At 58.2% G+C, this 26810-nt stretch carries 20 protein-coding genes; 6 read left to right on the top strand and 14 right to left on the bottom strand.

The window, feature by feature from the left end; genetic code table 11:
- Positions 1-227: 227 nt before the first annotated feature.
- Positions 228-1115: an ACP S-malonyltransferase gene (gene fabD, locus E5J99_RS15435; RefSeq protein ID WP_135498710.1), complete on the bottom strand. Its 888-nt coding sequence runs from the start codon at positions 1113-1115 to the stop codon at positions 228-230.
- A 119-nt stretch (positions 1116-1234) separates the two neighbouring features.
- A complete protein-coding gene (locus E5J99_RS15430) occupies positions 1235-4084 on the bottom strand; it encodes a T9SS type B sorting domain-containing protein (RefSeq protein WP_135498709.1) in 2850 nt (949 codons plus the stop codon).
- A gap of 229 nt (positions 4085-4313) precedes the next feature.
- Here E5J99_RS15430 and E5J99_RS15425 point away from each other — a divergent pair, with 229 nt between their 5' ends.
- The 4 genes from E5J99_RS15425 (at position 4314) to E5J99_RS15410 (ending at position 8556) form a co-directional block, all read left to right on the top strand.
- Entirely contained in the window at positions 4314-4985 is a 672-nt protein-coding gene (locus E5J99_RS15425; protein ID WP_135498708.1) for a succinate dehydrogenase cytochrome b subunit, read from the top strand.
- Between the two features lie 20 nt (positions 4986-5005).
- Positions 5006-6940 carry a fumarate reductase/succinate dehydrogenase flavoprotein subunit gene (locus tag E5J99_RS15420; RefSeq protein WP_135498707.1) on the top strand — a complete coding sequence of 645 codons (1935 nt, stop codon included), beginning with the start codon at positions 5006-5008 and terminating at the stop codon, positions 6938-6940.
- Positions 6941-7090: 150 nt separating this feature from the next.
- A complete protein-coding gene (locus E5J99_RS15415) occupies positions 7091-7846 on the top strand; it encodes a succinate dehydrogenase/fumarate reductase iron-sulfur subunit (protein ID WP_135498706.1) in 756 nt (251 codons plus the stop codon).
- A gap of 182 nt (positions 7847-8028) precedes the next feature.
- Complete coding sequence (locus E5J99_RS15410) at positions 8029-8556, top strand: NADPH-dependent FMN reductase (protein ID WP_135498705.1); 528 nt, start codon at positions 8029-8031, stop codon at positions 8554-8556.
- A gap of 54 nt (positions 8557-8610) precedes the next feature.
- Here the strand turns inward: E5J99_RS15410 and E5J99_RS15405 are convergent, their stop codons facing one another.
- Positions 8611-9891, bottom strand: a complete 1281-nt coding sequence (locus E5J99_RS15405; protein ID WP_135498704.1) for a voltage-gated chloride channel family protein — start codon at positions 9889-9891, stop codon at positions 8611-8613.
- Between the two features lie 204 nt (positions 9892-10095).
- On the opposite strand from E5J99_RS15405, the gene E5J99_RS21340 reads away from it, so the two are divergent.
- Entirely contained in the window at positions 10096-10485 is a 390-nt protein-coding gene (locus tag E5J99_RS21340; RefSeq protein WP_167852164.1) for a transposase, read from the top strand.
- Positions 10428-11045, top strand: a complete 618-nt coding sequence (locus E5J99_RS15400; RefSeq protein ID WP_167852163.1) for an IS630 family transposase — start codon at positions 10428-10430, stop codon at positions 11043-11045. The genes E5J99_RS21340 and E5J99_RS15400 overlap by 58 nt, the downstream gene beginning before the upstream one ends.
- A gap of 578 nt (positions 11046-11623) precedes the next feature.
- Here E5J99_RS15400 and ftsZ read toward each other — a convergent pair.
- The 11 genes from ftsZ to E5J99_RS21630 all read right to left on the bottom strand — a co-directional run bounded on the left by ftsZ (position 11624) and on the right by E5J99_RS21630 (position 26767).
- Positions 11624-13114 carry a cell division protein FtsZ gene (gene ftsZ / locus E5J99_RS15395; protein ID WP_135498702.1) on the bottom strand — a complete coding sequence of 497 codons (1491 nt, stop codon included), beginning with the start codon at positions 13112-13114 and terminating at the stop codon, positions 11624-11626.
- 115 nt (positions 13115-13229) lie between these two features.
- Positions 13230-14591 carry a cell division protein FtsA gene (gene ftsA / locus E5J99_RS15390; protein ID WP_135498701.1) on the bottom strand — a complete coding sequence of 454 codons (1362 nt, stop codon included), beginning with the start codon at positions 14589-14591 and terminating at the stop codon, positions 13230-13232.
- Between the two features lie 83 nt (positions 14592-14674).
- The gene (locus E5J99_RS15385) at positions 14675-15439 is read right to left on the bottom strand and encodes a cell division protein FtsQ/DivIB (protein ID WP_135498700.1); all 765 of its coding nucleotides are present in this window, start codon (positions 15437-15439) and stop codon (positions 14675-14677) included.
- Entirely contained in the window at positions 15423-16847 is a 1425-nt protein-coding gene (gene murC, locus E5J99_RS15380) for a UDP-N-acetylmuramate--L-alanine ligase (RefSeq protein ID WP_135498699.1), read from the bottom strand. The genes E5J99_RS15385 and murC overlap by 17 nt, the downstream gene beginning before the upstream one ends.
- Positions 16844-17980 (bottom strand): undecaprenyldiphospho-muramoylpentapeptide beta-N-acetylglucosaminyltransferase, encoded by a 1137-nt coding sequence (murG, locus tag E5J99_RS15375; RefSeq protein WP_245319039.1) that lies wholly within the window; start codon positions 17978-17980, stop codon positions 16844-16846. Before murG ends, murC begins: the two co-directional genes overlap by 4 nt.
- A gap of 92 nt (positions 17981-18072) precedes the next feature.
- Positions 18073-19251: an FtsW/RodA/SpoVE family cell cycle protein gene (locus E5J99_RS15370; protein WP_135498698.1), complete on the bottom strand. Its 1179-nt coding sequence runs from the start codon at positions 19249-19251 to the stop codon at positions 18073-18075.
- A gap of 48 nt (positions 19252-19299) precedes the next feature.
- A complete protein-coding gene (gene murD / locus E5J99_RS15365) occupies positions 19300-20670 on the bottom strand; it encodes a UDP-N-acetylmuramoyl-L-alanine--D-glutamate ligase (protein ID WP_135498697.1) in 1371 nt (456 codons plus the stop codon).
- A gap of 94 nt (positions 20671-20764) precedes the next feature.
- A complete protein-coding gene (mraY, locus tag E5J99_RS15360) occupies positions 20765-21985 on the bottom strand; it encodes a phospho-N-acetylmuramoyl-pentapeptide-transferase (RefSeq protein ID WP_135498696.1) in 1221 nt (406 codons plus the stop codon).
- Between the two features lie 233 nt (positions 21986-22218).
- Entirely contained in the window at positions 22219-23706 is a 1488-nt protein-coding gene (locus E5J99_RS15355) for a UDP-N-acetylmuramoyl-L-alanyl-D-glutamate--2,6-diaminopimelate ligase (protein ID WP_394345952.1), read from the bottom strand.
- 84 nt (positions 23707-23790) lie between these two features.
- A complete protein-coding gene (locus E5J99_RS15350) occupies positions 23791-26106 on the bottom strand; it encodes a penicillin-binding protein (RefSeq protein ID WP_135498695.1) in 2316 nt (771 codons plus the stop codon).
- Positions 26090-26767: an FtsL-like putative cell division protein gene (locus E5J99_RS21630; protein WP_210114459.1), complete on the bottom strand. Its 678-nt coding sequence runs from the start codon at positions 26765-26767 to the stop codon at positions 26090-26092. Before E5J99_RS21630 ends, E5J99_RS15350 begins: the two co-directional genes overlap by 17 nt.
- Positions 26768-26810 lie beyond the last annotated feature (43 nt).

Here is a 26810-nt window from a genome sequence, read left to right as displayed (position 1 = left end):
AACCAAGCTGCGGGCCGCGCAGGCCCGCACCGAGCAGGCCCTCAAGGCGGCCTTGCACGAGGCCATCGCCTGGATCAGCAGCCCCGATGCCCGCCACTGGTTTGCCCACTGCGGCTATCACGTACCGGCTCGGTAGTAACTGGCCACACTGTTCACGAAACCGCTATAAGGCAGAGAGCGCCACGAAACAGCCCCGTGACGCTCTTTTGCTAACCGACGAGCAGTTCCTACACCACCGCCGAGCTACCCGCCACTTCGGGCGCAATCTTCTTCACCAGTCCCTGCAAAACCTTACCGGGGCCGCACTCCACAAACTCGGTAGCCCCATCGGCTACCATGCGCTGCACGCTCTGCGTCCAGCGGACGGGAGCTGTGAGCTGGCGCACCAGGTTCTGACGGATTTCGTCCGGGTCGCGGTGCGGGGCAGCATCCACGTTCTGGTACACGGCGCACAAGCCGGCCGAAAACTGCGTACGCTCGATGGCCTGGGCCAGCGCCGCCTCCGCCGACTGCATCAGTGGGGAGTGAAACGCGCCGCCCACGGGCAGCGGCAATGCCCGCTTGGCTCCGGCGGCCTTCAGCTGCTCGCAGGCCAGCTCGATGCCGCGCTGGCTGCCGGAAACGACCAGCTGCCCGGGGCAGTTGAAATTGGCGGCCACCACCACATCCCCACCCTGCGTGATTTCCTGGCAAATGCGTACCGTCGTCTCGTCGTCGAGGGCGAGGATGGCGGCCATGGTGCCGGGCTGCTCCTGGCAGGCCGCCTGCATGGCCTGGGCCCGCTGGGCTACCAGCTGAATGGCGTCTTCGAACGTGAGCACCTTAGCAGCTACCAAAGCCGAAAATTCACCCAGCGAGTGACCGGCTACCATCTCGGGGCGCAGGTCGGGCAGCACGGCGGCAAGGGCCACGGAATGCAGAAAAATGGCGGGCTGCGTAACGTTGGTTTGGCGCAGGTCGTCATCGGAGCCTGTAAACATGACATCGGTGAGACGGAAACCCAGAATTTCGTTGGCCTGATCCATGAGCTGGCGGGCGGCGGGGTACTGCTCATACAAGTCGCGGCCCATGCCAGAAAACTGGCTGCCCTGGCCGGGGAAAATAACTGCTCTCATACGGAAGGTTGAGGTCGGAAAAAAAAGAGGAATCTGTGGCTGATTGGGGCGGCAAGATACGGGAATAAAAAAGCCTGCTTCCGGATGCGGAAGCAGGCTTTTCAGAGAATTCAGCTGCATTAGTGGGTTATTTCCACCCACCCTTTATAGGTAATCTTCGTGGAATTGGCGTCGGCAAACTCTACTTCTGCCAAGTAGTAATAGACGCCGTCGGGAACCTGCATCCCCTTGCCCCGCTCACCAGAGGTCTTAGTACCGGTCCAGTTGATATTCGTATCTGCGTCGCCTTCGAATACCTTCACGCCCCAGCGGTTGAAGGCCTGGAAGCGCACCTTCCGCAACGGCGAGGCCACGCGGGGCCGGAACGTGTCGTTAATGCCGTCGCCGTTGGGCGTAAAGATGTTCGGCATCTCGAATATCACGCAGTTATCTACGCATACCGTGTCGCTCAGCATACTGCGCCGGTTCCCCAGCCTACTCACCGACTGCACCGCGTAACAGGCGGCTTGTTCTTTGAGCCCCGTGTGCGAATAGGCGCGAACCGGGCTACTGGTCGAGTCGATAAGCGTGAGGCTCACGTCTGTTGGGCGGCGGTAGAAGATGCGGTAGTAAGCAATATCCACGCTACAGCCCGTCGGGTTGTTGGTATCCAGCTCCCACTTCAGCTCGTTGGTATAGGTTTCACCCTGGGCAGGGAAATAGCCGGGGCGGTTGAGCACCCGGGTTTTCAGCTGTTCACAATCACTCTCAATAGTCAAGACTGGCGGGCAGGGCATTGGCACAAACAGCACCGGCAGCTCCTGGCTCAGGTTCAGCAGCGGATCGGGTAGCTTCGGGTCATTGTAGGTACCATTGGTCTGAACATAGTAGAAGTACTGCTCGCCGCGTACCAACGGTCGCCGAGCGCCTCGGTCAACGTACGTGGTGGTACTGCCGGGCACAGCATCCAGCAGCACAAACGTAGTACTGCCGGGGTCCCGACGATAAATACTGGTGTTACGGCCCGGAGCCCCGTTGTTCCACGGCACCCGGAAGGCCCAGCTCAGATTAATAAGTGTAGCGCCGGCATCGGCAGCACCGCTCAGCCGCACGGAGCTAGCCTGCGAGGGTTCGGGCGATGAGCCCGTGTAGGAAAACACCAAACGATAGGTGAAAGCGCTATCTAGTGTGTTACGCCCCGCGTCTACAAAGGAAATATCGTCCAGGTCTTTCGTCGTTTTGACCACTTTGAACTGCGCAGCGCCGGGCTGCAGCCCCGGTGCCCGATACAGCGTGTAGGCGGGGTTGGCAAATGGAGTGGCACTTTGCGGCTTGTTCCAGCGTACCGTCACCTGCCCGCTGGTGCGGTTGGTACGGTCAATGGTCACGTTGGTGAGTACGGCCGGGGCTCCCTCCAGCGTCACGCACGTTTCCAGAGAGGCCAGGCTGGCACCACCTGCAGGAAGCGGGAACGTGGCGTATATGCGGTAGCAATAGGTGCTACCGCGCTGCAGGCCCGCCGTGCCCCCAGTGTCGATGAAAGTCCGGGCAGTGTCGCTGACAGCCCCAATGCGCACATACCCACTAGAAGCCGGCACGCCCGTCACGCAGGTGTCGGCGGCAATTGCGCCCGTTCCCTGCTTGCGGTAGATAATCAGGCTATCCGCATTCTGACAGAAGTAGCTGTCCCACTTCAGCCGGATGTTGTTTTGCCTTTGCTGGCCCTTGACGTTCTCTGGCCGGGGCCCCACTACTCTTATGCGCCAGACCTTCTCGTCAATCAGCGGGGTTACGCCCGTCGCTGGTTTATCCTGGGCCTTAAAGAGAACCAGGTAAGGTTGGGTAGCTACGTCGAAGCATTGGGGGGTCCAGCGAAAGATGCCGTGCGCTATCGGCTGCGGCCCCAGTGCGTCCTGCACGAAAGTAGCCGGGGCCACGGGCCGGCCAAAAATACCGCCAAAGGCTGAAATTGTCACCGGGTTACGCTCGGGGTCAGTAGCCGTCACGTTCTTGCGAACCTGCACACCAGCTACCACACAGATATCCTGGGGAATAAACACTGTCGGCCGCAGGTTCACGGTGCCATCCACCACGATCTGCATATCCCGAATAACCTCCCCAATCTGGCGCACGCCAAACTCGGTACGCCGCCATTCCCTCACAATGAAGGCCACGTTGAAGTCACCTATCCGGTTGGGGGCATTCCAGACTATCTGGCCCGTTATCGGATCGATCGTAAAAATGGCCGGGCCACCGCCTGGGTCGCCCAGATACGGGACTTTAACGCCAATGGGCGTCACTTGCTCCGGAAACACGAACCCCGAGCAGGTGCGCGGAATAGGGGTATTGTTGTTACTTAAAGCCGACTGAACTGATCCGGCCTGCTGGCTCACTCTCAACTCGTAGGAAAGAGAATCCCCATCAGCGTCGGAGGCAGCGGGATTATGCAAAAATACCTGATTGCGGGCGGCCTTATCAATAGCAGGCGCATTTAAGACCGGGGAGCGGTTGATTTCAGTGTTGATGGTAATACGGGTCGAGATATAGAACGACTGGTTGGCCGACTCACTCATATTCTGGACGCCCGTATTCCGGTTTTCACCGATGTAGCTTACGACGTAGCTACGGTCAGCAGTATACGTATGCTCAAAATAATATACGTTCCGGTTCGTATCGTCCGTAACGGGCGTCACACTGAACCGCGGTACTCCATTCAGACCACTGCTGGTCCCATCGCCAAAGAAGATAGTGATGTCTTTGCTGTCTACGGATGTCTGCTTGAAATCCGTGTAAGTGACCATCTTGAAGAAGATGCGGCGCGGGTTGTTGCGCTTGTCCCCGAAAGGATACGTAGTGTCGCTTTTTGCCTGAATATCACCAGCCCGGATGTGAGTTGCTTCCGCCGTAAAGGCAAGCCCCAAGAGACTTACTACACTGGCAATCAGCACCATCACCCATTTACCGGCAGTCTGCGGTAAAGAAAGGTTCATAGAAGGAAGTAATTAGAAAGCTGAGATAGAGAAGAAGGTCGAGAAAAGCCGTCTGGAAACCTAACAAAAATCCGGGTCCCGGGGTTGCTTATATGGTATCACATTCTAACGGGTTTAGCCACAGATTGATTCACCACCCTACTAAACGCTGATTTGGATTGTTTAGTACATGGTCGGCACGTACCTTTGACCAGTATAACCGACCCTTTCAAAACCACCAGTAGCTCCTATGAGTTGGATCAGTAAAACGTTTTCCAGTAGCATTGGCCGCAAGATTGTTATGGCCATCACCGGCCTGTTTCTGTGCTCCTTTTTAGTTGTTCATTTAGTAGGCAATCTACAGCTGTTTAAGGATGACGGTGGTCAGGCCTTCAACGTGTATTCGCACTTCATGGGTACCAACCCGCTGATCCGTACCGTAGAGTGGGTCTTGGTGCTGGGGTTCGGCTTTCACATTTACGAGTCGATCATGCTCACGCTGCGCAACAAGAAAGCGCGGGGTGCTAACTACACCAGCAGCCACGCCGAGCAAAACAGCCCCTGGCAGTCCCGTAATATGGGCCTGTTGGGTACCATTATTCTAATTTTCCTGTTGGTGCATTTGTATAACTTTTTCTACCGTGCCCGCTTTGGCGATTTAGATCCGGACATCAACAACAATGATGACCTCTACACGCTTGTTGCCACTTCCTTCAAGCAATTGTGGTACGTGGTACTGTACGTAGCGGCGCAGATTGCCCTTGGTTACCACCTGATTCACGGCTTCCGCAGTGCTTTCCAGACGCTGGGACTAAACCACCGCAAATACACCCCGGCTATTAAGCTCGTTGGCTACGGCTTCTCGGTGCTGGTTTCGGCCGGTTTCGCTGCCATGCCTTTGTACTTCTACTTTTTTAAATAAACCCTAACCTCGTTCATCCGATGACATTGGATTCCAAAATTCCCGAGGGGCCCTTGGCCGAAAAGTGGGATAAGCATAAGTTTAACGTCAAGCTGGTTAACCCGTCCAACAAGCGGAAGTACGACGTTATTGTAGTTGGCACTGGCCTGGCAGGCGCCTCCGCTGCGGCTTCGCTGGCAGAGTTGGGCTATAACGTGAAGGCGTTTACCTACCATGATTCTCCCCGCCGTGCGCACTCCATCGCCGCACAGGGTGGTATCAATGCCGCTAAAAATTATCAGAATGACGGCGACTCCATTTTCCGTCTCTTCTACGATACTGTAAAAGGTGGTGACTACCGGGCCCGCGAAGCCAACGTCTACCGCCTGGCGCAGGTGTCGGTTAGCATTATCGACCAGTGCGTGGCGCAGGGCGTGCCTTTCGCCCGCGAATACGGTGGCCTTTTGGCCAACCGCTCATTCGGTGGAGCGCAGGTAAGCCGTACATTCTATGCCCGGGGCCAAACCGGACAGCAGCTCTTGCTGGGTGCCTACTCGGCTTTGAGCCGGCAGGTAGCCTATGGCAAAGTGAAGCTCTACACGCGCTCCGAAATGCTGGACGTAGTAATAGTAGACGGTAAAGCCCGTGGTATTATTACCCGAAACCTGATTGACGGCAAGATTGAGCAGCACTCGGCCCACGCCGTGGTACTGGCAACGGGAGGCTACGGCAACGTATTCTACCTGAGTACTAACGCCAAGTATTGCAACGCCACCGCCGCGTGGCGTGCGCACAAAAAAGGTGCTTTCTTCGCCAACCCCTGCTTTACCCAGATTCACCCCACCTGTATCCCTGTTTCGGGCGATTACCAGTCGAAGCTGACGCTTATGTCGGAGTCGCTGCGCAATGATGGCCGGGTATGGGTTCCGAAGGAAGTAGCAACTGCGGAGCGCCTGCGCAAAGGCGAAATCCGGGTGAGCGACATCCCGGAGGAAGAGCGCGACTACTTCCTGGAGCGTAAATATCCCGCTTTCGGCAACCTGGTGCCACGCGACGTAGCCTCGCGCAATGCCAAGCAGATGTGCGACGAAGGCCGGGGCGTAGGTAGCAGCGGCCTAGCCGTATACCTCGACTTTGCCGACATCATTCAGCGCACTGGGGCCAATGCGGTAAGCCAGAAGTATGGTAACCTGTTCGATATGTACGCCAAGATTACGGGCGAGAATCCATATGAGCAGCCGATGCGCATCTACCCTGCCGTGCATTACACGATGGGCGGCCTGTGGGTAGATTACAACCTGCAAACGACAGTACCGGGCCTTTATGCTACCGGCGAATGCAACTTCTCCGACCACGGCGCCAACCGCCTCGGGGCCTCGGCGCTGATGCAGGGCCTGGCTGATGGCTACTTCGTTATTCCGTACACGATTGGCGATTACCTGGCGCAAACGCCTCCCACACCCGTCACGACGGAGCACCCGGCCTTTGCGGAAGCGGAAACCGAAGTACGTGCCCGGATTCAGAAATTCCTGAGCATCAACGGCACCCGCACCCCCGACGATTTCCACAAGCACTTGGGCCACATCATGTGGGAATACTGCGGCATGGCCCGTAGTGAGGAAGGCTTGACGCACGCCAAGAAGGAAATTCAGAAGCTGCGTAAGGAGTTCTGGAGCGACCTAAAGCTGGTGGGCACCAACGAAGAGTTGAACCAAGCCCTGGAGAAAGCCGGCCGCGTTGCCGACTTTATTGAGCTAGGTGAGCTAATGGTGGACGATGCCCTGGACCGCAACGAAAGCTGCGGTGGTCACTTCCGCGAGGAATACCAGACGCCGGAAGGCGAAGCCTTGCGCAACGACGACGACTACGCCTACGTGGCTGCCTGGCAGTACATGGGCGACAATCAGCCAGAAGTCCTAAATAAGGAAAGCCTGCAGTTCGATAACGTGAAGCTGACCCAGCGTAGCTATAAGTAATATTGAATTTTGGATGTCGAATGTTGAAGTGGTAGCGGAGCCCAAAGCCCCGCTACCCTTTCTCGTTCAGGCGGTAGCCCATTCAAGGTTTAAAACTCAACATTGAAAATTCCCCCTACAATGGCTGGAAGTAACCCAAATGCCAAACCGATGAACCTCACGCTCAAAGTGTGGCGGCAGAAAAACCGCACTGCTGAGGGCCGTGTGGTGGATTACCAAGTGAAGGATATTTCCCCAGAAATGTCGTTTCTGGAGATGCTGGACGTCCTCAACGAGGACTTGCTACGCCGCGGCGACGAGCCCGTAGCTTTCGACCACGACTGCCGCGAAGGCATCTGTGGCTCGTGCAACCTGTTTATCAACGGGCGCGCCCACGGGCCGGAGACGGGCACCACTACCTGCCAGCTGCACATGCGCAAATTCTCCGATGGCGACACAATCGTTATCGAGCCTTGGCGGGCCAATGCCTTTCCGGTCAACAAAGATCTGAGCGTTGACCGCTCTGCTTTCGACCGTATCATTCAGGCGGGTGGCTACGTGAGCGTGAACACTGGCGGCGCGCCGGATGGCAACGAAATTCCAATTCCGAAAGACGTTGCGGACCGCGCGTTTGAGGCTGCTACCTGCATCGGGTGCGGGGCCTGCGTTGCGGCCTGTAAAAACGCCTCGGCTATGCTGTTCGTGTCGGCCAAGATTTCGCAGCTGGCGTTGTTGCCCCAGGGCCATGTAGAGCGCAAGACCCGAGTGGAAAACATGGTGGCCCAGATGGATATCGAAGGCTTCGGTGCCTGCACCAACATTGGTTCATGCGCCGCAGAATGCCCCGTAGGTATTTCGCTGGAAAACATTGCCTTGCTGAATCGTGAATTCCTGAATGCCAAAGCGACGTCGAATAACCTGTCGTAGAGGTGTACTTTGACGTAGTGAACGAGCGAAACGGCCTGCCGTTTCGCTCGTTTTGTTTGTAGCTGGTGTAGTAATCGTACGCTGTTTTTGGACCTGCCCACAACCTTTTGGGTCTTTTCCGACTTACTGCGCTAGTTTAATGGCCGAAACATCCGTGCCCCTTCCCTTTTCTGACCTTCCGAATGATTACCATCGTTGCTGGTACCAACCGTCCGGGCTCACGCGCCCGTCGTATCGCCAATATTTACGCTACCCTGCTCGACGAACTGGATACGCCGTATCAGATTCTTGACCTAGCGGACTTACCTGCCGATTTTACTACTTCGGCCCTGTATGGTAACATGGGCAAACATGAGGCCTTCAATAAGCTAGCCCAACAAGCCGAGGCCGCTGACAAACTGGTATTCATCGTGCCGGAGTATAACTGCTCTATGCCTGGTGTGCTCAAGGCGTTTATCGACGGGCTACCATACCCCGGTGGTATTCGGGGCAAAACAGCAGCCTTAGTGGGACTCAGCGCCGGTACGCAGGGTGGTATTCTGGCCCTCAGCCACTTAACGGACATCCTGTTTTATCTGGGCACAACGGTATTGCCTTCCCGCGTGCGGCTGCCAGGCCTCGACCAATACCTACTCAGCAATGGAGAACTGGATAACTCGCTCTACCTGCAACTCCTGAAGGAACAGGCTATGCAGCTGGTTACAGCTTAAGCCGGCTCGAAGCAAGAACGGCGCGAGGCGAGCCTTCTTCGGCTGGCCCGCAGGCTAGGGCAAGTCGCGCAGGCGCTTGCCCTGCTGCCGCGCCCATAAGCCATGCTTGCTTTGCCCGATAACCTGCGCCCCATATATACCCCGGTGCCCCGAAAAGAAGTAGCTAACCACGCACGCCAGGCCCGCATACAAGCCGCATTCGTGCCCAAATAGCTCCATAGCCATAAGGGTGCAGGCAAGAGGCGTATTGGCCGCCCCGGCGAACACCGCTACGAAGCCCATGCCGGCCAGCAAGGGCATAGTCAAAGGCAGCGCTGGAGCCAGCGCATTGCCGAGCGCGGCCCCCACAAAAAACAATGGGGTTACTTCTCCCCCTTTGAAGCCAGCTCCCAGGGTGAGAGCGGTCAGCAAGATCTTGAGCGCAAAAGCGTAGACCGGCAACGGCTCCGCGAATGAACGGGTAATGACTGGAATGCCCAGTCCGATGTAGTCGGTGGTACCCAACAGCCAAACCACGAGCGCGACAACGGCACCACCCACCATAGGCCGGAGCGGCGGAAAGGCAATCCAACGCTTAAAGGTGCTGCTTACCCAGTGCGTAGTGCCCACGAACAGCCGCGCGCTCAGGCCAAACAGAATACCCGCCAGCGCGGCACTGGCCACACCAATTACCGTGATTGGGGGAGCCTGTAGCAGCGGGTAGGCGGTATGCTCCACGCCCCAGGCCCGCGTTACCCAGTCGGCGCAGATGGCGGCCAGCAGACTGGGCAGCAGGGCATCGTAGCGCAGACGGCCTAGCAGAAACACCTCCAGCCCAAATACGGCTCCTGCCAGCGGAGTACCAAAAACGGACGCAAAGCCCGCGCTGATTCCGGCAATTAGCAGCAGCTTCCTTTCTCGCTGGTGCAGGCGCAGCCACCGCGTCAGCTGGTCGGCCAGCGCCCCGCCCATTTGTACGGCCGTGCCCTCACGCCCGGCGGAACCCCCAAAAAGATGGGTAAGCAGTGTGCCCAGCAACACCAGCGGCGCCATGCGCAGTGGCAGCACGGCGCGGGGCAGATGAATCTCGTCGAGCAACAGATTATTACCAGCTTCGACTGACCGCCCCGGATAGTAGTAGAGCAGCCCCACCAGCAAGCCTCCTAACGGCAAACAGATGATAATCCAGCGGTGGGTTTCCCGCCACGCAGTCACCCAGTCGAGGGCCAGCAGAAAGCCCGCCGATGCCGATCCGGCCAGGATGCCTACCACCGTACAGATAATTACCCACCGCGCAGTGAAGAGGCATAACACCCGGTATTCGGCCCAGAGGCGGGCAAGTAGTTGCAAGTGCATGCGGTAGAGCTTGGCAAAACTATGATCGTCCAAAAGTACGCAAACCCGCACCAGTGGCGTTTAGACTTGCCGATAGCAGGCTGGTAAGTTGCGCCGTCGAAACCAATGCCCGCCGCACTGGTATTGTGCCGGAAATCAATATCTTGAACCATCACCTAGAGCGGTTTTCAGGATGCTCTACGGGTTTCGGCGTATCTTCTGGGGATGAAAGCGTATTCTCTTGATTTGCGTAAGCGGGTTGCGGGGGCCTGTGGCCAGCCCGGCAGCAGGGTGGTTGCCGTGGCGGCCCAGTTCAGCGTTTGGGTTTCGTTTGTGGAAAAGCTGCTGCACCGCCAGCGCACCACGGGCTGCGTGGCGGCGCTGCCCCCACGCAGCGGACCCGCCCCCGACTTGGACGTTGCGGCCCGGGACGAATTGCGGGCGTGCCTGCGCCAAGAGCCCGATGCCACGTTGGCAGAATTATGCACTTGGTTGGCCGCCATCGGCGGCCCGGCTGTGAGTCCATCGACCCTTTGGCGGGCGGTGCAGGCGCTGAGATGGCGGCGAAAAAAAAGAGCGTCCACGCCCCTGAACGCGACACCCGGCAGGTCGTAGCGCTGCGGCGTGCCTTTGTGGAAGCCCTGCAAGCGGAGGATTTTACCTGTTTCAAGTTCGTGAACGAGGCCAGCACCAACCTGACCTATTGCCGCCGCTACGCCCGCGCTGAGGGCGGGCAACGCGCCCACCAGGCCACGCCGCTGCACGGCGGACCGAACGTGACGTTGGTAGCCGTGCTGACCCCAACCGGTCTGCAGGCGGCCATGACCGTGAGCGGGGCCGTCAACGGACAGGTCTTTGCCGCCTACCTGAGCCAGGTGCTGGGGCCAACGCTGCGGGCGGGCGACGTGGTCGTGCGCGACAACCTGCCGGCCCATAAAGTGGCCGGGCTGGCCGAACTCGTCGAAGCTCGCGGAGCGCGCCTGCTGTACCTGCCGCCCTACTCGCCCGACTTTAATCCCATTGAACTGGCCTTCAGCAAGCTCAAAACCTGGCTGCGCACGGCCCAGGCCCGCACCCGAGAGGTACTGGAAAGCGTCATCAAGGCCGCCGCCGACTGGATAACGGAGCTGGGTGCGAAAAACTGGTTTGACCATTGTGGCTACCACGTACACTAACCTGAAATCTGCTCTAGCACTACCAAATTCCGGGTGTCCACTTTTACTCGTTTGGCTGCTGGCCTCTTAGCGGCAGCATTTTCTTTGCTAGCACTATCTGCCTGTGAGCCAACTGAGAAAGCAGAATCCGAAGCCCCCTCCTCGTGACTACACCTTACCGGCTGGTAAGCACTTTTCTGCCCGCTTTATGCCCTAATAGGGCACTACTAGGGTTTTGGCCCAGACGAATTTCACTGAACCTCCTGACATCCAGCACGTATTAGCCGCTGGACGCCCTTTCCCACCCTCCAGTACCGAAGTACTCTTCTTACTGCTCCCGGAGCAGTTTATTCTCCTAAATTCCATGAAAAGCAAATTGCTTATTGCCCTGCTGGCCCTGTGCTCAGCGTGTTCTGCCTCCAATTCCACAGCCTCGCGCACCCTTTCCCCTGACCGGGAGTCGGCCGACCCCATACACACCACAGCTCCGGACTCCACCTCCACAGCTACTGCTCGATAGTTGATTTCAGCAGTATTTACACAGAAACGCCGCCCAGTGGCTACTGGGCGGCGTTTCTGTGTAAAAAATACAAAGGCGCTTAGTCCACGTTATCGTGCAGGAAGCGGTTGTCACCAAGCAGCTCATTATCGTCGGATAAGTTGAAGCGCGAGATATTTCGCTCGTTCGATGGCACCACATTTTCCAGCTTCACCTGCCGCCGCAGATACGCCGGCGTTTCCAGCTGGTCCTTAATAACATCGTTCGTGAGGCCATTGCTTAACCCTTCCAGACGGCGGCGGCGCTCTTCGGAGCGGGCGTCCAATGACGGGCGAGCCGGCTGTTGCACTGGCACCGACTGCTGAAGCACAACGGGCTCGGGCGACGGAGAAGCGGGAGCTGCTACCGGAGGCACATAGCCTGTGTAGGGGGAAGTTTCGAGGTCAAAGGTCACTTTGGGCGGCTCCGGCGCGGCGGCAGCCGGCACAGGAACACCAAACGACGGAACCACCAGCGTAGGCGAAGCCTCCTGCCGGTCTTTATCAAAGATGTTGATTTGCGGATCGGGAACTGCTGCGGGTTCGGGCTCCGACTTGTCCAGCCCGTAGGCCGTGCTGATGTTGTGCGCGTCGCGGGCAAAGCCAGTGGCAATTACCGTCACCCGAATACTCTGACCCAGCGTGGAGTCGATGCCATGACCGAAAATAACCTCGGCGTCCTGCCCTGCTTTGTTCTGGATGTACTCCGTAATTTCCGTCAGCTCATCCATTTCCAGCTCGGCCTGGTCGCCCGACATGATGGAGAGCAGGATTTTCTGCGCCCCATGAATGTCCGTATTGTTGAGCAGCGGCGACGACAGCGCCTCCTCCGCTGAGCGGCGGGCGCGGTTTTCGCCCTCGGTGATGCTGCTGCCCATTACGGCCGCGCCCGAGTCTTTCATCACCGTTTTTACGTCTTCAAAGTCCACGTTGACTTCGCTCGTGACGGTAATAATTTCGGCAATAGACTTAGCAGCCGTGCTCAGCACGTTATCGGCTTTGGCGAAGGCGGCCCGGATCGGCAGGTTGCCAAATATTTCGCGCAGCTTATCGTTGAGAATCACCAGCACCGTGTCGCAGTTTTCGCTGAGCTCTTTGATGCCCTGTTCAGCCTGCTGACGCTTTTTCTTGCCCTCAAACAGGAAGGGTGCCGTCACGATGCCCACGGTGAGAATGCCCAGTTCCTTGGCAACTTTGGCAATAACAGGGGCCGCACCAGTGCCGGTACCACCGCCCATACCAGCCGTGATGAAGACCATCTTGGTGCCGTTGCTGAGCAATTCACGGATCTGCTCCCGGCTCTCAATGGCGGCCTGCTTTCCCCGCTCGGGGTTAGCACCAGCACCAAGGCCTTCAGTCAGATCCACGCCAATCTGCAGCTTATTAGGCACCGTGCTGCTGTGCAGGGCCTGCTTGTCCGTGTTGCAAATCACGAATTCCACGTCCTTGATGCCTTGGCTGAACATGTGGTTCACGGCATTAGAGCCGCCCCCACCGACGCCAATCACCTTGATGATGGAATTGGATTGCGCTGGAATATCAAATTTATACATGAGTTCTGCTTCAATTAACAGGTAGCATTCATCTCTTATCAGTCATTTGTTCTGCAAAAACCCACTGGCTTCGGCCTACATAAGACGAGTTGATAAGGGGTAAATGGTAAACGAGTTAGTACTGCTTATCGTCGAAATCGTCAATCAGCAATCCTTTCGTACGACTGATAATGTCCTGGAAGAACTTACCCGCGCCAGACGCCTTTTTCGGCGCGGCCGGCTGCTGAGCGGCTGGCTGTGGCGCTACGGAAATTGTAGCCCGCACCTCGGGAGCCGGACGATACGCATTTTCCGGCTCGTCGTAGGAGCGGCTCACCCGCTCGTCAATCGAGCGGTAGCCGGCCAGCACGAGGCCTACAGTGGTAGCATACATCGGCGACTTCACCGCTTCAATCTTGCTCTTGCCCAGGTGTTCGTTGGGGTAGCCGATGCGGGTATCGAGGCCGGTTACATACTCGGTGAGCTGCACCAGGTTCTGGAGCTGCGAGCCGCCGCCGGTCAGCACGATGCCGGCCGCCAGCTTGTCGCCGTGGCCGGTACGCTGAATTTCGGCGTACACCAGCTCGATGATTTCCTCCATCCGGGCCTCAATAATGTGCGCCAGGTTCTTAAGAGAAATTTCCTTGGGCGCTCGGTCGCGCAGGCCGGGGATGCTCACGATTTCGTAGTCGGAGGCTTCCTCGGCAATAGCTTTGCCGAATTTCACTTTCAATTGCTCCGCCTGGTTTTGCATCACGGCGCAGCCTTGCTTGATGTCACTGGTCACGATGTTGCCGCCAAAAGGCAGTACCGCCGCGTGCCGGATGATGCCGTCTTTGAAGATAGCCAAGTCGGTAGTACCGCCCCCAATGTCAATCAGGGCCACGCCGGCTTCTTTTTCCTCGTCGCTCAGCACCGACATGCTCGACGATAGTGGCTCCAGAATCAGGTTGTCGATTTCCAGGCCGGCCTTGGTGACGCACTTGTTGATGTTGTTGATGGCCGTGCTTTGGGCCGTAATGATGTGGAAGTTGCCTTCCAGGCGCACGCCCGACATGCCCACGGGGTCCATGATGCCTTCCTCATAATCCACCTTGTAGTCCTGGGGCATTACGTGGATGATTTCGGAGCCGGGCGGAGTTACCAGCCGGTACATATCGTTGGTAAGGCGATTTACATCGTCAACGGTAATTTCAGTTTCGGCAGAATTGCGGGTGATGCTACCGTTATGCTGTAGGCTCTTGATGTGCTGGCCGGCAATACCCACATTCACGACACCAATATTGATTCCGGACTGTTCTTCGGCTTGCCGAATGGCCTTCCGGATAGCGTCCACCGTCTTGTCGATATTCGACACAATACCGCGTACCACACCTTCCGACACAGCTTTGCCCATGCCCAGGATTTCGAGCTTGCCGAACTCGTTTTTGCGCCCAACCAAGGCGCAGATTTTGGTGGTACCTATGTCGAGGCCGACTACAATCTTATCGTTTTGCATGGGGAGAAAGGACGAGTGGGGTGCGGTTGCTAGGGATTTCTACTGCGAAAAACGCCGTTTCCGGGCGTTTGCGCAAGGATTCTTTATTCACAGATGATCTGGTCTTTGAACTCAACGTTGACGCGGTGGTACGTGTCCCAGCCCAAGACCGGTGGAATTTGACGGTAAAATACCATCAGTTTCGCAAATTTTTCCGAAATATTCTCCGGAAAGCCAAATTCTATTCGCTGATCGCCTACCTGCTGGGTAAATGAAACCTTGCCATTAGGCCCAACAAATACCTCCGCTACCTGGGCCCGCCAGAAGGGATGCTCATCGATATAGCGCAACAGCTCAAGGTAGTGATGCCCCGTGGAATCTTGGAAAAAGCCAGCTTGCAGCGGCCCACCACCCAGCCGGGAAATCGGCACCACGCGCGCCGTGAACAACGACGAAAGCGGCAGTTTCTTGCCTTCGGCATCGAGGTAGCTGTCGAGACGGGTGTCGGCATGCACGAGGCGGGCGATGGGGCGGTTTTGGCGCACGTCGGCGTGCAGGTTGCCAGCCAAGTCGCGGTATACCTGGGCCTCCCGCACGAAGCTGTGGGCCTTGAGGCGCGCTTCCAGGGCTTTCAGGTCGAGGTCTTCGGGGTGGGCACCTTCGAGACGCTGGTTGCCGTTGCGCGTCAGCAAAGCCGTTACTTCCCGCTCACTGATGAAGTAATTGTTGAATTCGTTGCCGATGGTCACGATAACGTCGCCCACGGGGCGGCTGGCTTGCCGAACACCGGCAAACACGGCCAATCCGGAGAGCAGCACGAGGCACCCGGTGGCAAAAATCAGGTTATTGGCCTTACGCTTCAGCTCCATTCCAGCGAATATCTAAAATATTCCTTAGCCGAGGAACAAGCTGGTCGATATCTCCCGCTCCGACGGTGGCCAATACGTCGAAAGTATCGTCTGCTTCGGCCGCAGCCAAGACTTGGGCTTTGGTTTGCAACGATTTTTGGGGAGCCGTTATTTGGGACAAAATCAATTCGGAGGTTACCCCTTCCAGCGGCAGCTCGCGGGCCGGGTAAATGTCGAGCATTACGACTTCGTCGGCCAAGCTCAGGCTCTCGGCAAAACCAGGGGCAAAGTCGCGGGTGCGGGTAAACAGGTGGGGTTGAAATACGACCCGCAGGCGCTTACCAGGATACAGGGCGCGTACCGAGCGTAGGAAGGCGTCTATTTCCCGCGGGTGGTGGGCATAGTCGTCCACGTATACCTTCTCCCCCGCCGTGACGATAAACTCAAACCGGCGTTTTACGCCCCGATACGCTGCTACGGCACGCTGAAGCTGCTCCGCTCCTACTTGCAGCAGCTGAGCAACTACGCAGGCGGCCAGCATGTTTTCCACGTTGTGGTAGCCGGGCACGGCAAGCGCCAGCTGCGGCACATCGCCGAGCGGGCCGTGCAGGTCGAAGCGGAACTGGTGGCCCTGGGCGGTGATTTGGTCGGCATACAGCTCGGGGCCTTGGTCGGGCGAGAGGCCGTAGCGGATAATCCGCACGCCTTCCGCCACGGCTTCGGCAATGCTCTGGTCGGCGGTGTGGTTGAGAATCAGCGTACCGCCGGGCTTAATCTGGGCCACAAACTGCCGAAACGAATCGACCAACGCCTCCTTGTTGCCATAAATGTCGAGGTGGTCGGCATCGGTGCTCGTGACGATGGCAATGTCGGGGTGCAGGGTCAGGAAGCTGCGGTCGTACTCGTCGGCTTCTACTACCACCGGCGCGTGAGGGTCGCCGGGCCGGGCCAGCAGCAAGTTGGACTCCAGATTCACGGCAATGCCTCCCAGGAAAGCCGAGCAGTTGACACCCGCGTGGTGCAACAGATGCGCCACCATGCTGCTGGTGGTGGTTTTGCCGTGCGTACCGGCTACAGCAATGGTATAGTGGCCCGCCGTGAGCAACCCCAGCACTTGGCTCCGCTTGCGAATATCGTAGCCCTGCTCGCGCAGCCATGCCCACTCCCGGTGGTCCTGAGGAATAGCGGGCGTAAGCACGACCAGCGTCTGGGCCCGGTTAGCGCGCACCTCCACCGGAATGCTCGCTACGGCATCGTCGTAATGAATTTGGATGCCTTCGGCAGTCAGGGCTTCAGTGAGGGGCGTCACGGTTTTGTCGTAGCCGCTCACGCGGTGGCCGTTGGCCTGAAACCAGCGCGCCAGAGCCGACATGCCGATGCCCCCAATACCCAAAAAATAGACGTTCGGAAATGCGGCTACGGGATTCATGCGCGGTCCATGAGGGCTAAAAGTTCGTCCACGATGGCCGTGGTAGCATTGGGGTAAGCCAGCTGACTGATGTTGTGGCTAAGCTGCTGCTGCCGGGCCGGGTCGCTGAGCAGGCGCAGGACTTCGTCGTAGAGCTGCGCCTGGGCATCGGCGTCGGAAACGAGCAGTGCCGCGTCTTTTTCGACCAGAGCCCTAGCGTTTTTGGTTTGATGATCTTCCGCTACGTTGGGCGAAGGCACCAGAATGCTGGGCTTGCCCGTCAGGCACAGCTCCGACACCGACAAGGCCCCGGCGCGGCTGATGACTACATCGGCGGCGGCGTAGGCGAGGTCCATGCGCTGCACAAATTCCAGCGCTTGCAGCCGGTCGGCGGCGAAAGGCGCGGCTTCGGCAGCTGCTTTGGGGTAATACAGCTTTCCGGTTTGCCACAGCAGCTGAATACCGGCGGCCCGCAGCAGCGGCAGCGCGGCGGCCGTGGCCTCGTTCAGGGTGCGGGCACCCAGACTGCCTCCCACCACCAGCAAAGTTCTTTTGATGGGCGAAAGGCCAAAAAACGCCTGGGCCTCGGCCCGGCTGCTGCTGGCAATTTCAGTGCGCACGGGGTTGCCGGTCAGCACGAGTTTATCGGCGGGAAAGAATTTTCCCATGCCCTCGTAGGCCACGCAAATCTTATCGACGCGGCGGCTGAGCAGCTTATTGACCAGGCCCGCGTATGAGTTCTGCTCCTGAATCAGGGAGGGAATATTGCGCGAGGTGGCGGCCAGCAGCACCGGAGCCGAGGCATAGCCACCAACCCCCACCACGGCATCGGGCTTAAAGTCCTGGAGGAGCTTTCCAGCTTTACGCACCGAGCGAAACACTCGTACCGGAAACAATAAGTTCTGGGGCGTCAGGCGACGCTGCAAGCCGCTGATATCGAGACCCACGATCTGGTAGCCGGCTTCGGGCACGCGGGTCATTTCCATGCGGCCATTGGCACCCACAAACAGGATTTCGGCCTCCGGCTGGCGGCGGCGCAACTCATTGGCAATAGCCACAGCCGGAAATATGTGCCCGCCCGTGCCACCACCGCTGATAATCACGCGGTAGGGCCGGGGCTGAGAAGAGGCGCTATAGATAATTGCTTTGGGCACTCGGAGGGGAAATGAAACAATGAAAGGAGATGCGGGGACTAGAAAAGCTATACGCTGTTTTGCGCTTGGCTTCCCTACTCACCACCTCATCACTACGCGTAGGCGGTTTTCTTCGGAATCCGGATGGTGTCGTCGGGCTCGCCGGTCATGGGGCGCACTTCCCGCTCGCCACGGCTCACGCTGAGAATAATGCCGATGCTGATACCGGTGAAAATCAGGGAGGTGCCGCCCATACTCAGCAGTGGCAGCGGCAAACCAGTAATCGGGCCCAACCCCACGGCCACGCCCATGTTCACCATGGCCTGCAAGACTAAGCTAAAGGCCAGCCCCGCCGAGAGTAGCCCGCCGAAGGCGCCGTAGCTGTTCATCACCGTTTTTAGTCCTCGATAGAGGAAGGCCAAGTAGAGAAACAGCACGAAAGCGCCCCCGGCCAGACCATATTCCTCAATAATAACGGCGTAGATGAAATCGGAATACGGGTGGGGCAGGATGTTACGCTCGGTACTCTGGCCGGGGCCTTTGCCCGTGATACCGCCCGTGGCAATGGCTATGTAGCTGTGCTCGAGCTGAAAAGGCACCGGCTTGGTCTTGTCGGTGAAGTTCTCGATGCGCGACTGCACCGTTTTGAAACGCTGCCCCGAGGCCAGACCAATACCGCCCACCACGGCCCCAATAGCCACCATGACGGCCATTTGCTTGAGCGGCACGCGGCCAATGAACATCAACAGCAGGCAGGTGGCAAACAGCAGCAAGGCGGTGGAAGCATTGGTCAGAATGATGAGGCCGCAGATAACCCCAACCCAGATCATAACGGGTAATAGCGTGGCTTTGAAGTCGTTGACGTGCTGCTGGCGGCGACTGAGCATGCTGGCCAGGTGCGAAATCAGGGCCAGCTTAGCCAAGTCGGAGGGCTGAAAGGTTTGGTTGACTACCGGAATGGTGAGCCAGCGCGAGGCCTCGTTGATGTTGGACCCCATGAAAAAGGTAAACAGCAGCAAGGGCACCGAAATCAGCAGGGCATACAGCGAAATGCGCGAATAGTAGCGGTAGTCGATGCGGTGGGCCAGCCACATGAAGCCCAGGCCGACCACAATCAGGCTGGTGTGCTTGAAGAGGAAATACTCGGTGTTGCCGCTCATCTTCTTGTACGCCAGCGTGCCCGTAGCCGAGTACACCACTGCAATGCTGATCAGGGAAAACAGAATCACGATGGCCCACAGAATGGGGTCACCTTTCAGATTCCGCTGCAGCCAGGTTTTGATCGGGTCCATGGGGAAGGCCGTTAGTAGTCGTTCGTCGTGCTGAAAGTAGTGCGACGATTAGTTTTCATCCATCAGTTTTGCTACCGCCTGGGCAAACTGCCGGCCGCGGTCCTCGTAGTTTTTGAACAAGTCGAACGAGGCGCAGCAGGGCGAGAGCAGCACCACGTCGCCGGGCTGGGCCAGCGCGGCCCCGCGGCGCACAGCGGCTTCCATACTCTGGGTTTCCTCCAGGTGCGGCACGATGCCGGTGAAACTGGCTTTGAGCTTTTCGTTGTCGATGCCCAGGCAAATCAGCGCTTTCACCCGGCTCGTAGCCAGCGGCAGCAGGCTGGTGTAGTCGTTGCCTTTGTCGGTGCCGCCGGCAATCCAGATGATGGGCTGGCGCAGGCCATCCAGCGCGTACCAGGCGGCTTCCACGTTGGTGGCCTTGCTGTCGTTGATGAACCGGGCCCCGTTGATTTCGCCTACGGGCTGCAGGCGGTGGTCGGCGTTGCGGAAGGTAGCCAGGGCGCTTTCAATCTGGGCGGCGGTGAGGCCGGCAATGCGGGCGCACAGCACGGCGGCCAGCGTATTCTGGCGGTTGTGCTGCCCGATGAGGGGCGAGCTGGCCGTATTTACCTTTTCCGTTTTGCTGTAGTAGCCGGGCTGCATATCCACGCACACCTCGTTTTCCTGCACGTAGTAGCCGGCCAGCTGATAGTCGGGGCGGTGGTGCAGGCTGAAAGGAAACTGCTGCACCGGCCGCAGCGCCGCCTTGAAATAGCGCTGGATATTCTCATCGTCAGCGTTATACACAAAGTAGCCGGTGCTGTCCTGATTGCGCACAATGCGCAGCTTGGCCATGGCATAGTTTTCCAGCGAATAGCCGTAGCGGTCAAGGTGGTCGGGCGTGATGTTGAGCAGCACCGCAATCCAGGGTTGAAAGTGCGTTGTGTCGTCGAGCTGGAAGCTGCTCAATTCGATGACGTAGTACTCGAATTGGTCGTCAATTACCTGCTCGGCGAAGCTGTAGCCCACATTGCCGGCCAGCCCGACGCTATAGCCGGCTTCCTTCAGCAAGTGGTAGGTGAGCAGCGTGGTGGTGGTCTTGCCGTTGGTGCCCGTGATGCAGATGCACTTGGCCTTGGTGTAGCGGCCGGCCAGCTCGATTTCGGAAATCACCGGAATCTGCTTGTCGCGCAGCGCCTGAATCACTGGGGCCTTTTCCGGAATGCCGGGGCTTTTCACCACCTCGTCGGCCGTCAGAATCTCTTCCAGCGTGTGCGCCCCCTCCTCAAAGCGGATTCCGGCTTTGGTAAGCTTCTCCTTATAGATAGGCTGAATCGGGCTTTTGTCCGAAACGAAAACGGTGTAGCCTTTGGCCTGCGCCAGCAGCGCGGCCCCTACTCCACTTTCCGCAGCTCCGAGAATGACGATTTTGGTAGACATGATACGTGAGAACGTAAAGCGTAGAACGCAGACAGGAGAAGAAGTACCATCCCAAAAGCCGAAGTGCTAAGCGCCGACTTCTGAGTTCTACAGGTTAGCGCAGCTTGAGCGTTACTAGCGTGAAAATGGCCAGCATGATGCCCGCAATCCAGAAGCGCGACACGATTTTGGACTCGTGGTAGCCTAGCTTCTGGTAGTGATGGTGCAGCGGCGACATGCGCAGCAGGCGACGGCCTTCGCCGTACTTGCGCTTCGTGTACTTGAACCAGCCCACTTGTAGCATCACCGACAGACTTTCAATCAGGAATACGCCGCAGAGCACCGGTATCAGCAGCTCCTTGCGCACGATGAGCGCCAGAACGGCAATAATGCCGCCAATGGCCAAAGAGCCGGTGTCGCCCATAAAAACCTGGGCCGGGTAGCTATTGTACCACAGAAAGCCAATGCAGGCCCCCACAAAAGCAGTACAGAAGATTACCAGCTCCCCGGAATTGGGAATAAACATGATATCCAGGTAGTCGGCCAGCAGGGCGTTGCCACTCACAAAGGCAAAAATGGCCAGCGTGACGCCGATAATGGCCGAAGTACCCGCCGCCAGCCCATCGAGGCCATCGGTGAGGTTGGCCCCATTGCTCACGGCCGTGATGATGAGAATGACGATGGGAATATAGAGGAAGCTGTAGAGGCCGTTGAAAAACGGGCCGGCGTAGGCAAACAGGTTGCCGTAGTTCAGCTCGTTATTTTTGGCAAACGGGATGGTCGTAATCATCAGCTTCACGTCCTGGTACACGGTGCTGGCATCCACGGCCGAAAGCTGACCGTTGGGCAGTAAATACTGACGCACGGTTACGTCTTTGCTGAAAAACAGCACCCAGCCCACGGTAATACCCAAGCCAATCTGGCCCAGCACCTTGAAGCGGCCGCTCAGGCCTTCCTTATTTTTCTGGAATACCTTGATGTAGTCGTCCAGAAAGCCAATGAGGCCCAGCCACACCGTGCTGAGAATCATGAGCACGATGTAGATATTATCGAGTTTGGCAAACAGCAGCACCGGCACCAGAATGGCCAGCAGAATAATGAGGCCGCCCATGGTAGGCGTGCCTTTCTTTTCCATTTGCCCCTGCAAGCCCAAGTCGCGGATACTCTCCCCTACTTGCTTCTTCTGCAGCACCCGAATGAGGCGGGCCCCGAATAGCTGCGCAATGATGAGCGAGGTAATGACAGCCATAGCCGCCCGAAACGAGATAAACTGGAACACGCCCGCGCCTGGCAGATTGTAATGCTTATCGAGAAAGTCAAAAAGGTAATAAAGCATGGGCGCGGGGGTCAGCGAGTCTTGGGCGGAGTTATTCCAAGCTGCAAAGGTTTAGCTTTTTTGGGGTTGGGCAACTGTTGTGTTTTTGCAGATTTTCTAGTAGTCAGGAAAACATCCGAACGTCATGCTGAGCGAAGTCGAAGCATCTCTACCGCAATGGTAATCAGATGCCACTACAACGAAGCGGTAGAGATGCTTCGACTTCGCTCAGCATGACGTTCGGGTGGCTTTTTTCATTTTCCCAGCAGATCGAACATTTCCTGCAGCACTTTTTTATCGTCAAAGTCATTCTTGACGCCCTTAATTTCCTGGTAGTTCTCGTGGCCTTTGCCCGCCACCAGCACAATATCACCGGGTTGGGCCAGGGCTACGGCCGTTTTGATGGCCTCGCGCCGGTCGGCAATGGTGAGAACTTTGCCCAAGTCAGCGGCCTGGACGCCGGCCTGCATCTGGGCCAGAATATCGTTGGGGTCTTCGAAGCGCGGGTTGTCGGAGGTGAGCACCACGCGGCTGGAGCCCTTGCAGGCCAGATTGGCCATAACCGGGCGTTTGGCCGCGTCGCGGTTGCCACCGCAGCCCACCACCGTAATTACCTGCTGGCTGGGCTGGCGAATATCGGCAATGGTGTCGAGCACGTTTTCCAGCGCATCGGGCGTGTGGGCGTAGTCCACGATACCGGTAATGCGCGTTTTCTGGGCCAGAATTGGCTCGAAGCGGCCTGGTGCCGAGGTCAGACCCGATAGTACGGTTAGCACTTCCAGCGGCTCCTCGCCCAGCAGCACGGCCGTGCCATACACGGCCAGCAGGTTGTAGGCATTGAATACACCGATAAGTCGAAACTGCACGTCGCGTCCGTCTACATCGAGGTGCAGGCCGTGCACGGCGTTTTCAATCAGGCGTGCCCGATACGTAGCCGGACCACGCAGCGAGTAGGTTTCGCGGCGGGCAGCCGTGTTTTGCAGCATCACCGGGCCCCGCTTGTCGTCAGCGTTGGTCAGGGCAAAAGCTTTCTTACCGAGGCTATCGAAGAAGCTCTTTTTTGCTTTCAGATAGTTATCGAAAGTACCGTGGTAGTCAAGGTGGTCGTGGGTGAGGTTGGTAAACACGCCGCCCGCAAAGTGCAGGCCCGTAACGCGGTGCTGCACCACAGCGTGGGAGCTGACTTCCATAAAGGTGTAGGTGCACCCGGCTTTCACCATCCGGGCCAGTAGCTCATTCAGCCGGATAGCATCGGGCGTGGTGTGCGTGGCCGGAATCACCTGCTCGTCAATCTGGTTCTGCACCGTGCTCAGCAGGCCCACATGGTAGCCCAGCTCCCGAAACAGCCTGTGCAGTACCGTCGCGCAGGTAGTTTTGCCGTTGGTACCCGTGATGCCCACCAACTGCAGCTGCCGTGATGGATGGCCATAGAACGTTGCCGCCATGTAGGCCATAGCCTCGGCGCTGTCGGCTACCTGCACATACGTGGTGGCGGCATCCGGTTCGGCGGGCAGCTCTTCGCACACAATCACCGTTGCGCCTTGGGCCACGGCTTTTGCCACAAACTGGTGGCCGTCGGTTTGGGCACCGCGCAACGCAAAGAACACCGTACCGGCCGTAGCCTGGCGCGAGTCCAGGGTCAGGCTGTGCACTGTGGCGTCGGTGGGGCCTAGGTGGGCGCGCACGGCTACGTCGGCGAGCAGCTCCGAAAGAAAGTGCGAAAGATTATGGGCGGTGGTCAAGCAGATGGGGAAGCGGGAAACCCGCTTTTTCGATGGTGTTCAACTAATTTCCTGATTTGCCCGGCGGGCAAGAGCTATGTGAGGTCAGGCTTTGGGTTTGGCCGTTTCCGAGCGTTTGGCCGCTTGCTGCGTTAGCCGGTACTGGGCCAGCCGTTTTGCTTTCAGCATCTTAATGCGTTTGGCTTCGTCCAGCTCCACGGCCGTAATCAATTTATTTTCGGTGAGTTGTGTCGGCGCGGGGGCGGGCAGAGCTTTGGGTGCCGCCGCCGACCTGGCCCCAATCGGTTCCAGGGCCAACGTCACAACCGTACCCCGGCGGATACCACTACCGGCCGCTACTGATTGCAGCCGCACCCGGCCCGTGCCCACGGCTTTCACCCGCAAGCCCCGGTTTTCGAGCAGAAACAAGGCGTCGCGCAAGGTGAGGCCTGTCACGTCGGGTACGCGGCCGGGGCGCACGGCCACCGGCTTCCAGTCCACGGCATTCGTATTAGAATCGGCCGAATTGGCTCGCACCCAGTCGTCGCCCGGGGCCTGAGAATGGGTACTTACGCCTAACTTCTGGCACACCAGCGTCAGCTCATCCTGCAGGCCAGCCCGCACAAAAGGTACTTTGGCCTTGTTCACCGGTGCCCGGGCCAGCAGGGGCCGCTGGCTGGCTATGTCGCGGGCCATGGCTTTGTCGGCCACTTCGCGGAAGATAGGAGCCGCTACCTGCGCCCCCGACCAGTTGGCCCCTTTCGGCGAATCGACAACCACGATGCAGCTGTACTTGGGGTTGTCGGCCGGAAAATAGCCGCAGAAGCTGGTTGAATACTGCTTGGTATACTGGCCATTCTTAAACTTCCAGGCCGTGCCGGTTTTGCCCGCTATGGCGTAGTCTGCCGTTTTGATGGCCCGGGCCGTGCCTTCCAGCACTACGCCTTCCAGCATGGCGCGCAGCTTAAGCAGCGTTTCGTCCGAGCAGATTTTAGGAATCAGCACCTTGGGCTCGAAGCGCTCCAGCACCTTGTCGGCCTGCTTTATTTCCTTCACAATCATAGGCTGCACCTTCACGCCGCCGTTGGCAATAGCGTTGTAGAAAGCCAGCGTTTGCAGCGGGGCCAGCTTCAGCTCGTAGCCAATGCACATGGTACTGAGCGAGGTGCGGCTCCACGACCGGTCGGTCGGGTCTTTCACGTAGGGCCGGGCCTCGCCCGCCATCTGGAAACCCAGCGGCTTATCGAGTCCGAATTTCTTCAGGTAATCGGTGTATTTGTTCGGGTCGGAGGAGAAATGGTCGTTGATGAGCTTCGCTACCCCAATGTTGGAGGAATTCTCAATCACCTGCTTCACCGACAGCCGCCCGTAGGCGTGGGTATCCGTTTTCACGGCTCCCGCAATGCGCATCGAGCCCGACCGGCCCGTGTTTACCGTGTCATCGAGCGAGAGGTCGGGGTTGTCTTCCAGCAGCGCCATCATCGAGGCCAGCTTGAAGGTAGAGCCCGGCTCGGTGCGGCCCTGGTCGGCAATGGCGTAGTTGTAATCTTCGCGGTATACGCCATCGGCCACCTTGCCCAGATTGGCCACGGCCTTGATTTCGCCGGTCTGCACTTCCATCAGAATCACGCAGCCATATTGAGCGCTATTGTCGACCAGCGACTTGTACAACGCGTTTTCGGCCACGTCCTGCAAGTTGATATCGAGCGTGGTTTTCACGTCGTAGCCGGGCTGCGGCTTTACTTCCGTGCCGTCGTATATCGGCTTGTTGCCGCCGGGCAGGCGCTCAAACAGGGCTTCCCCGTCTTTGCCCGCCAGGTGGCGGTTATAGGTAAACTCCAGACCTGCCCCATTCTTGTCCTCGTTCAGAAAGCCAATGGTACGCTGCGCCAGGCCCCCAAAAGGCCGGAAACGCTTGTCGACTTTCTCGAACAGCACGCCGCCCTTATTCTTACCGGCCCGAAAAATGGGCCACTGCGCCAGCATCTTCTTTTCCTGGTAGTTGATCTGCCGGGAATTGAGGCGCAGGTAACGCACCTGAGCCTTCGACTTTTTCGCGTCGGTCAGCTTGCGGCGGTATTCCTGCGGGCTTCGGTCGCCGAAAAAGCGCGACAGCAGCAACGACAGCGAATCGACGCCCCCTTTAAACGTCTTGTCCTCTACCACGCTGGGGTCCCAGGCCACCCGAAAGAAGGGCAGCGAGGTGGCCATAATGCTTTCATTATCGGAGTAGATATTGCCACGGGTGGCAAATACGGGCTGGTACACGATGCGCCGCTCCTGCTCCAGGGCCCGCCATTTGTCGCCCTCCTTGAACTGAATGCGCGACACCTTCCACATAATGGCGCACGAAAACAGGCAAACGCCCAAAAACGCCAGCCGAACGCGGGTAACAATGGATTTCTTAACGCTTCCTTTCATGATTTTGGGAGGAAGGGTTGGGTGATTTCTTGGTAGTTGACGAGTGATTAGCACCGGCCAGAGCCGCCAGCCGCAGGGAGTCGGCCACGGCCGTAGAGTCGGCAGCGGCCCGAGCGGCCATCGAGTCGGCCGTTACGACGGGTATCATATCCAGCTCGGCCTCATCGAGGCGGCCGGCGGGCACCGTGATGCGGAACGGCGGCGAGGAGCTTTCCACCAGGCCATAAGCCGCTACTTTGCGGGCCACCTCGCTTTGCTTGCTGGCTTCCATATAGTCCGATTTGAGCGTCGTGTAGTCGGCGCGCAGGTCCTCGGTTTCCAGCTTCAGCTTCTGAATACTGCGGTTCATGCGGTAGCCCCAGTGCGTGTTGCCTATGTACACCAGCGTCAGAAACATCACGAACAGCAGGTGCGGCAGATATTGCACCGGTAGGCCTTCCCGAAAAATACTGTCGACGCTCGTGAGCCGGTCGAGCAGCGTGAACACGCTCCACGTACTGCGCGGAGCTTCTTTTTCACGCTTCGGCGCGCGCGGCGCGGGGGCCGGCTCTGGCGTGGGCAGCGGCTCTGGCGCGGCAGCGGCCGGCAGCGGCGTCACCTCCCGGGGCACGTTGGCGCGGGGCGGCGTAGGGGCGACGGGTTTGAGGGTATTGGTAGCCAAAATCTCGGGCGAGGAAACGGAGGTTGCCGTTTTGGTGCTAATG

The organism is Hymenobacter elongatus, from assembly GCF_004745955.1.
GTDB lineage: Bacteria > Bacteroidota > Bacteroidia > Cytophagales > Hymenobacteraceae > Hymenobacter > Hymenobacter elongatus.
This window is presented reverse-complemented; position numbering and strand designations above follow the sequence as displayed.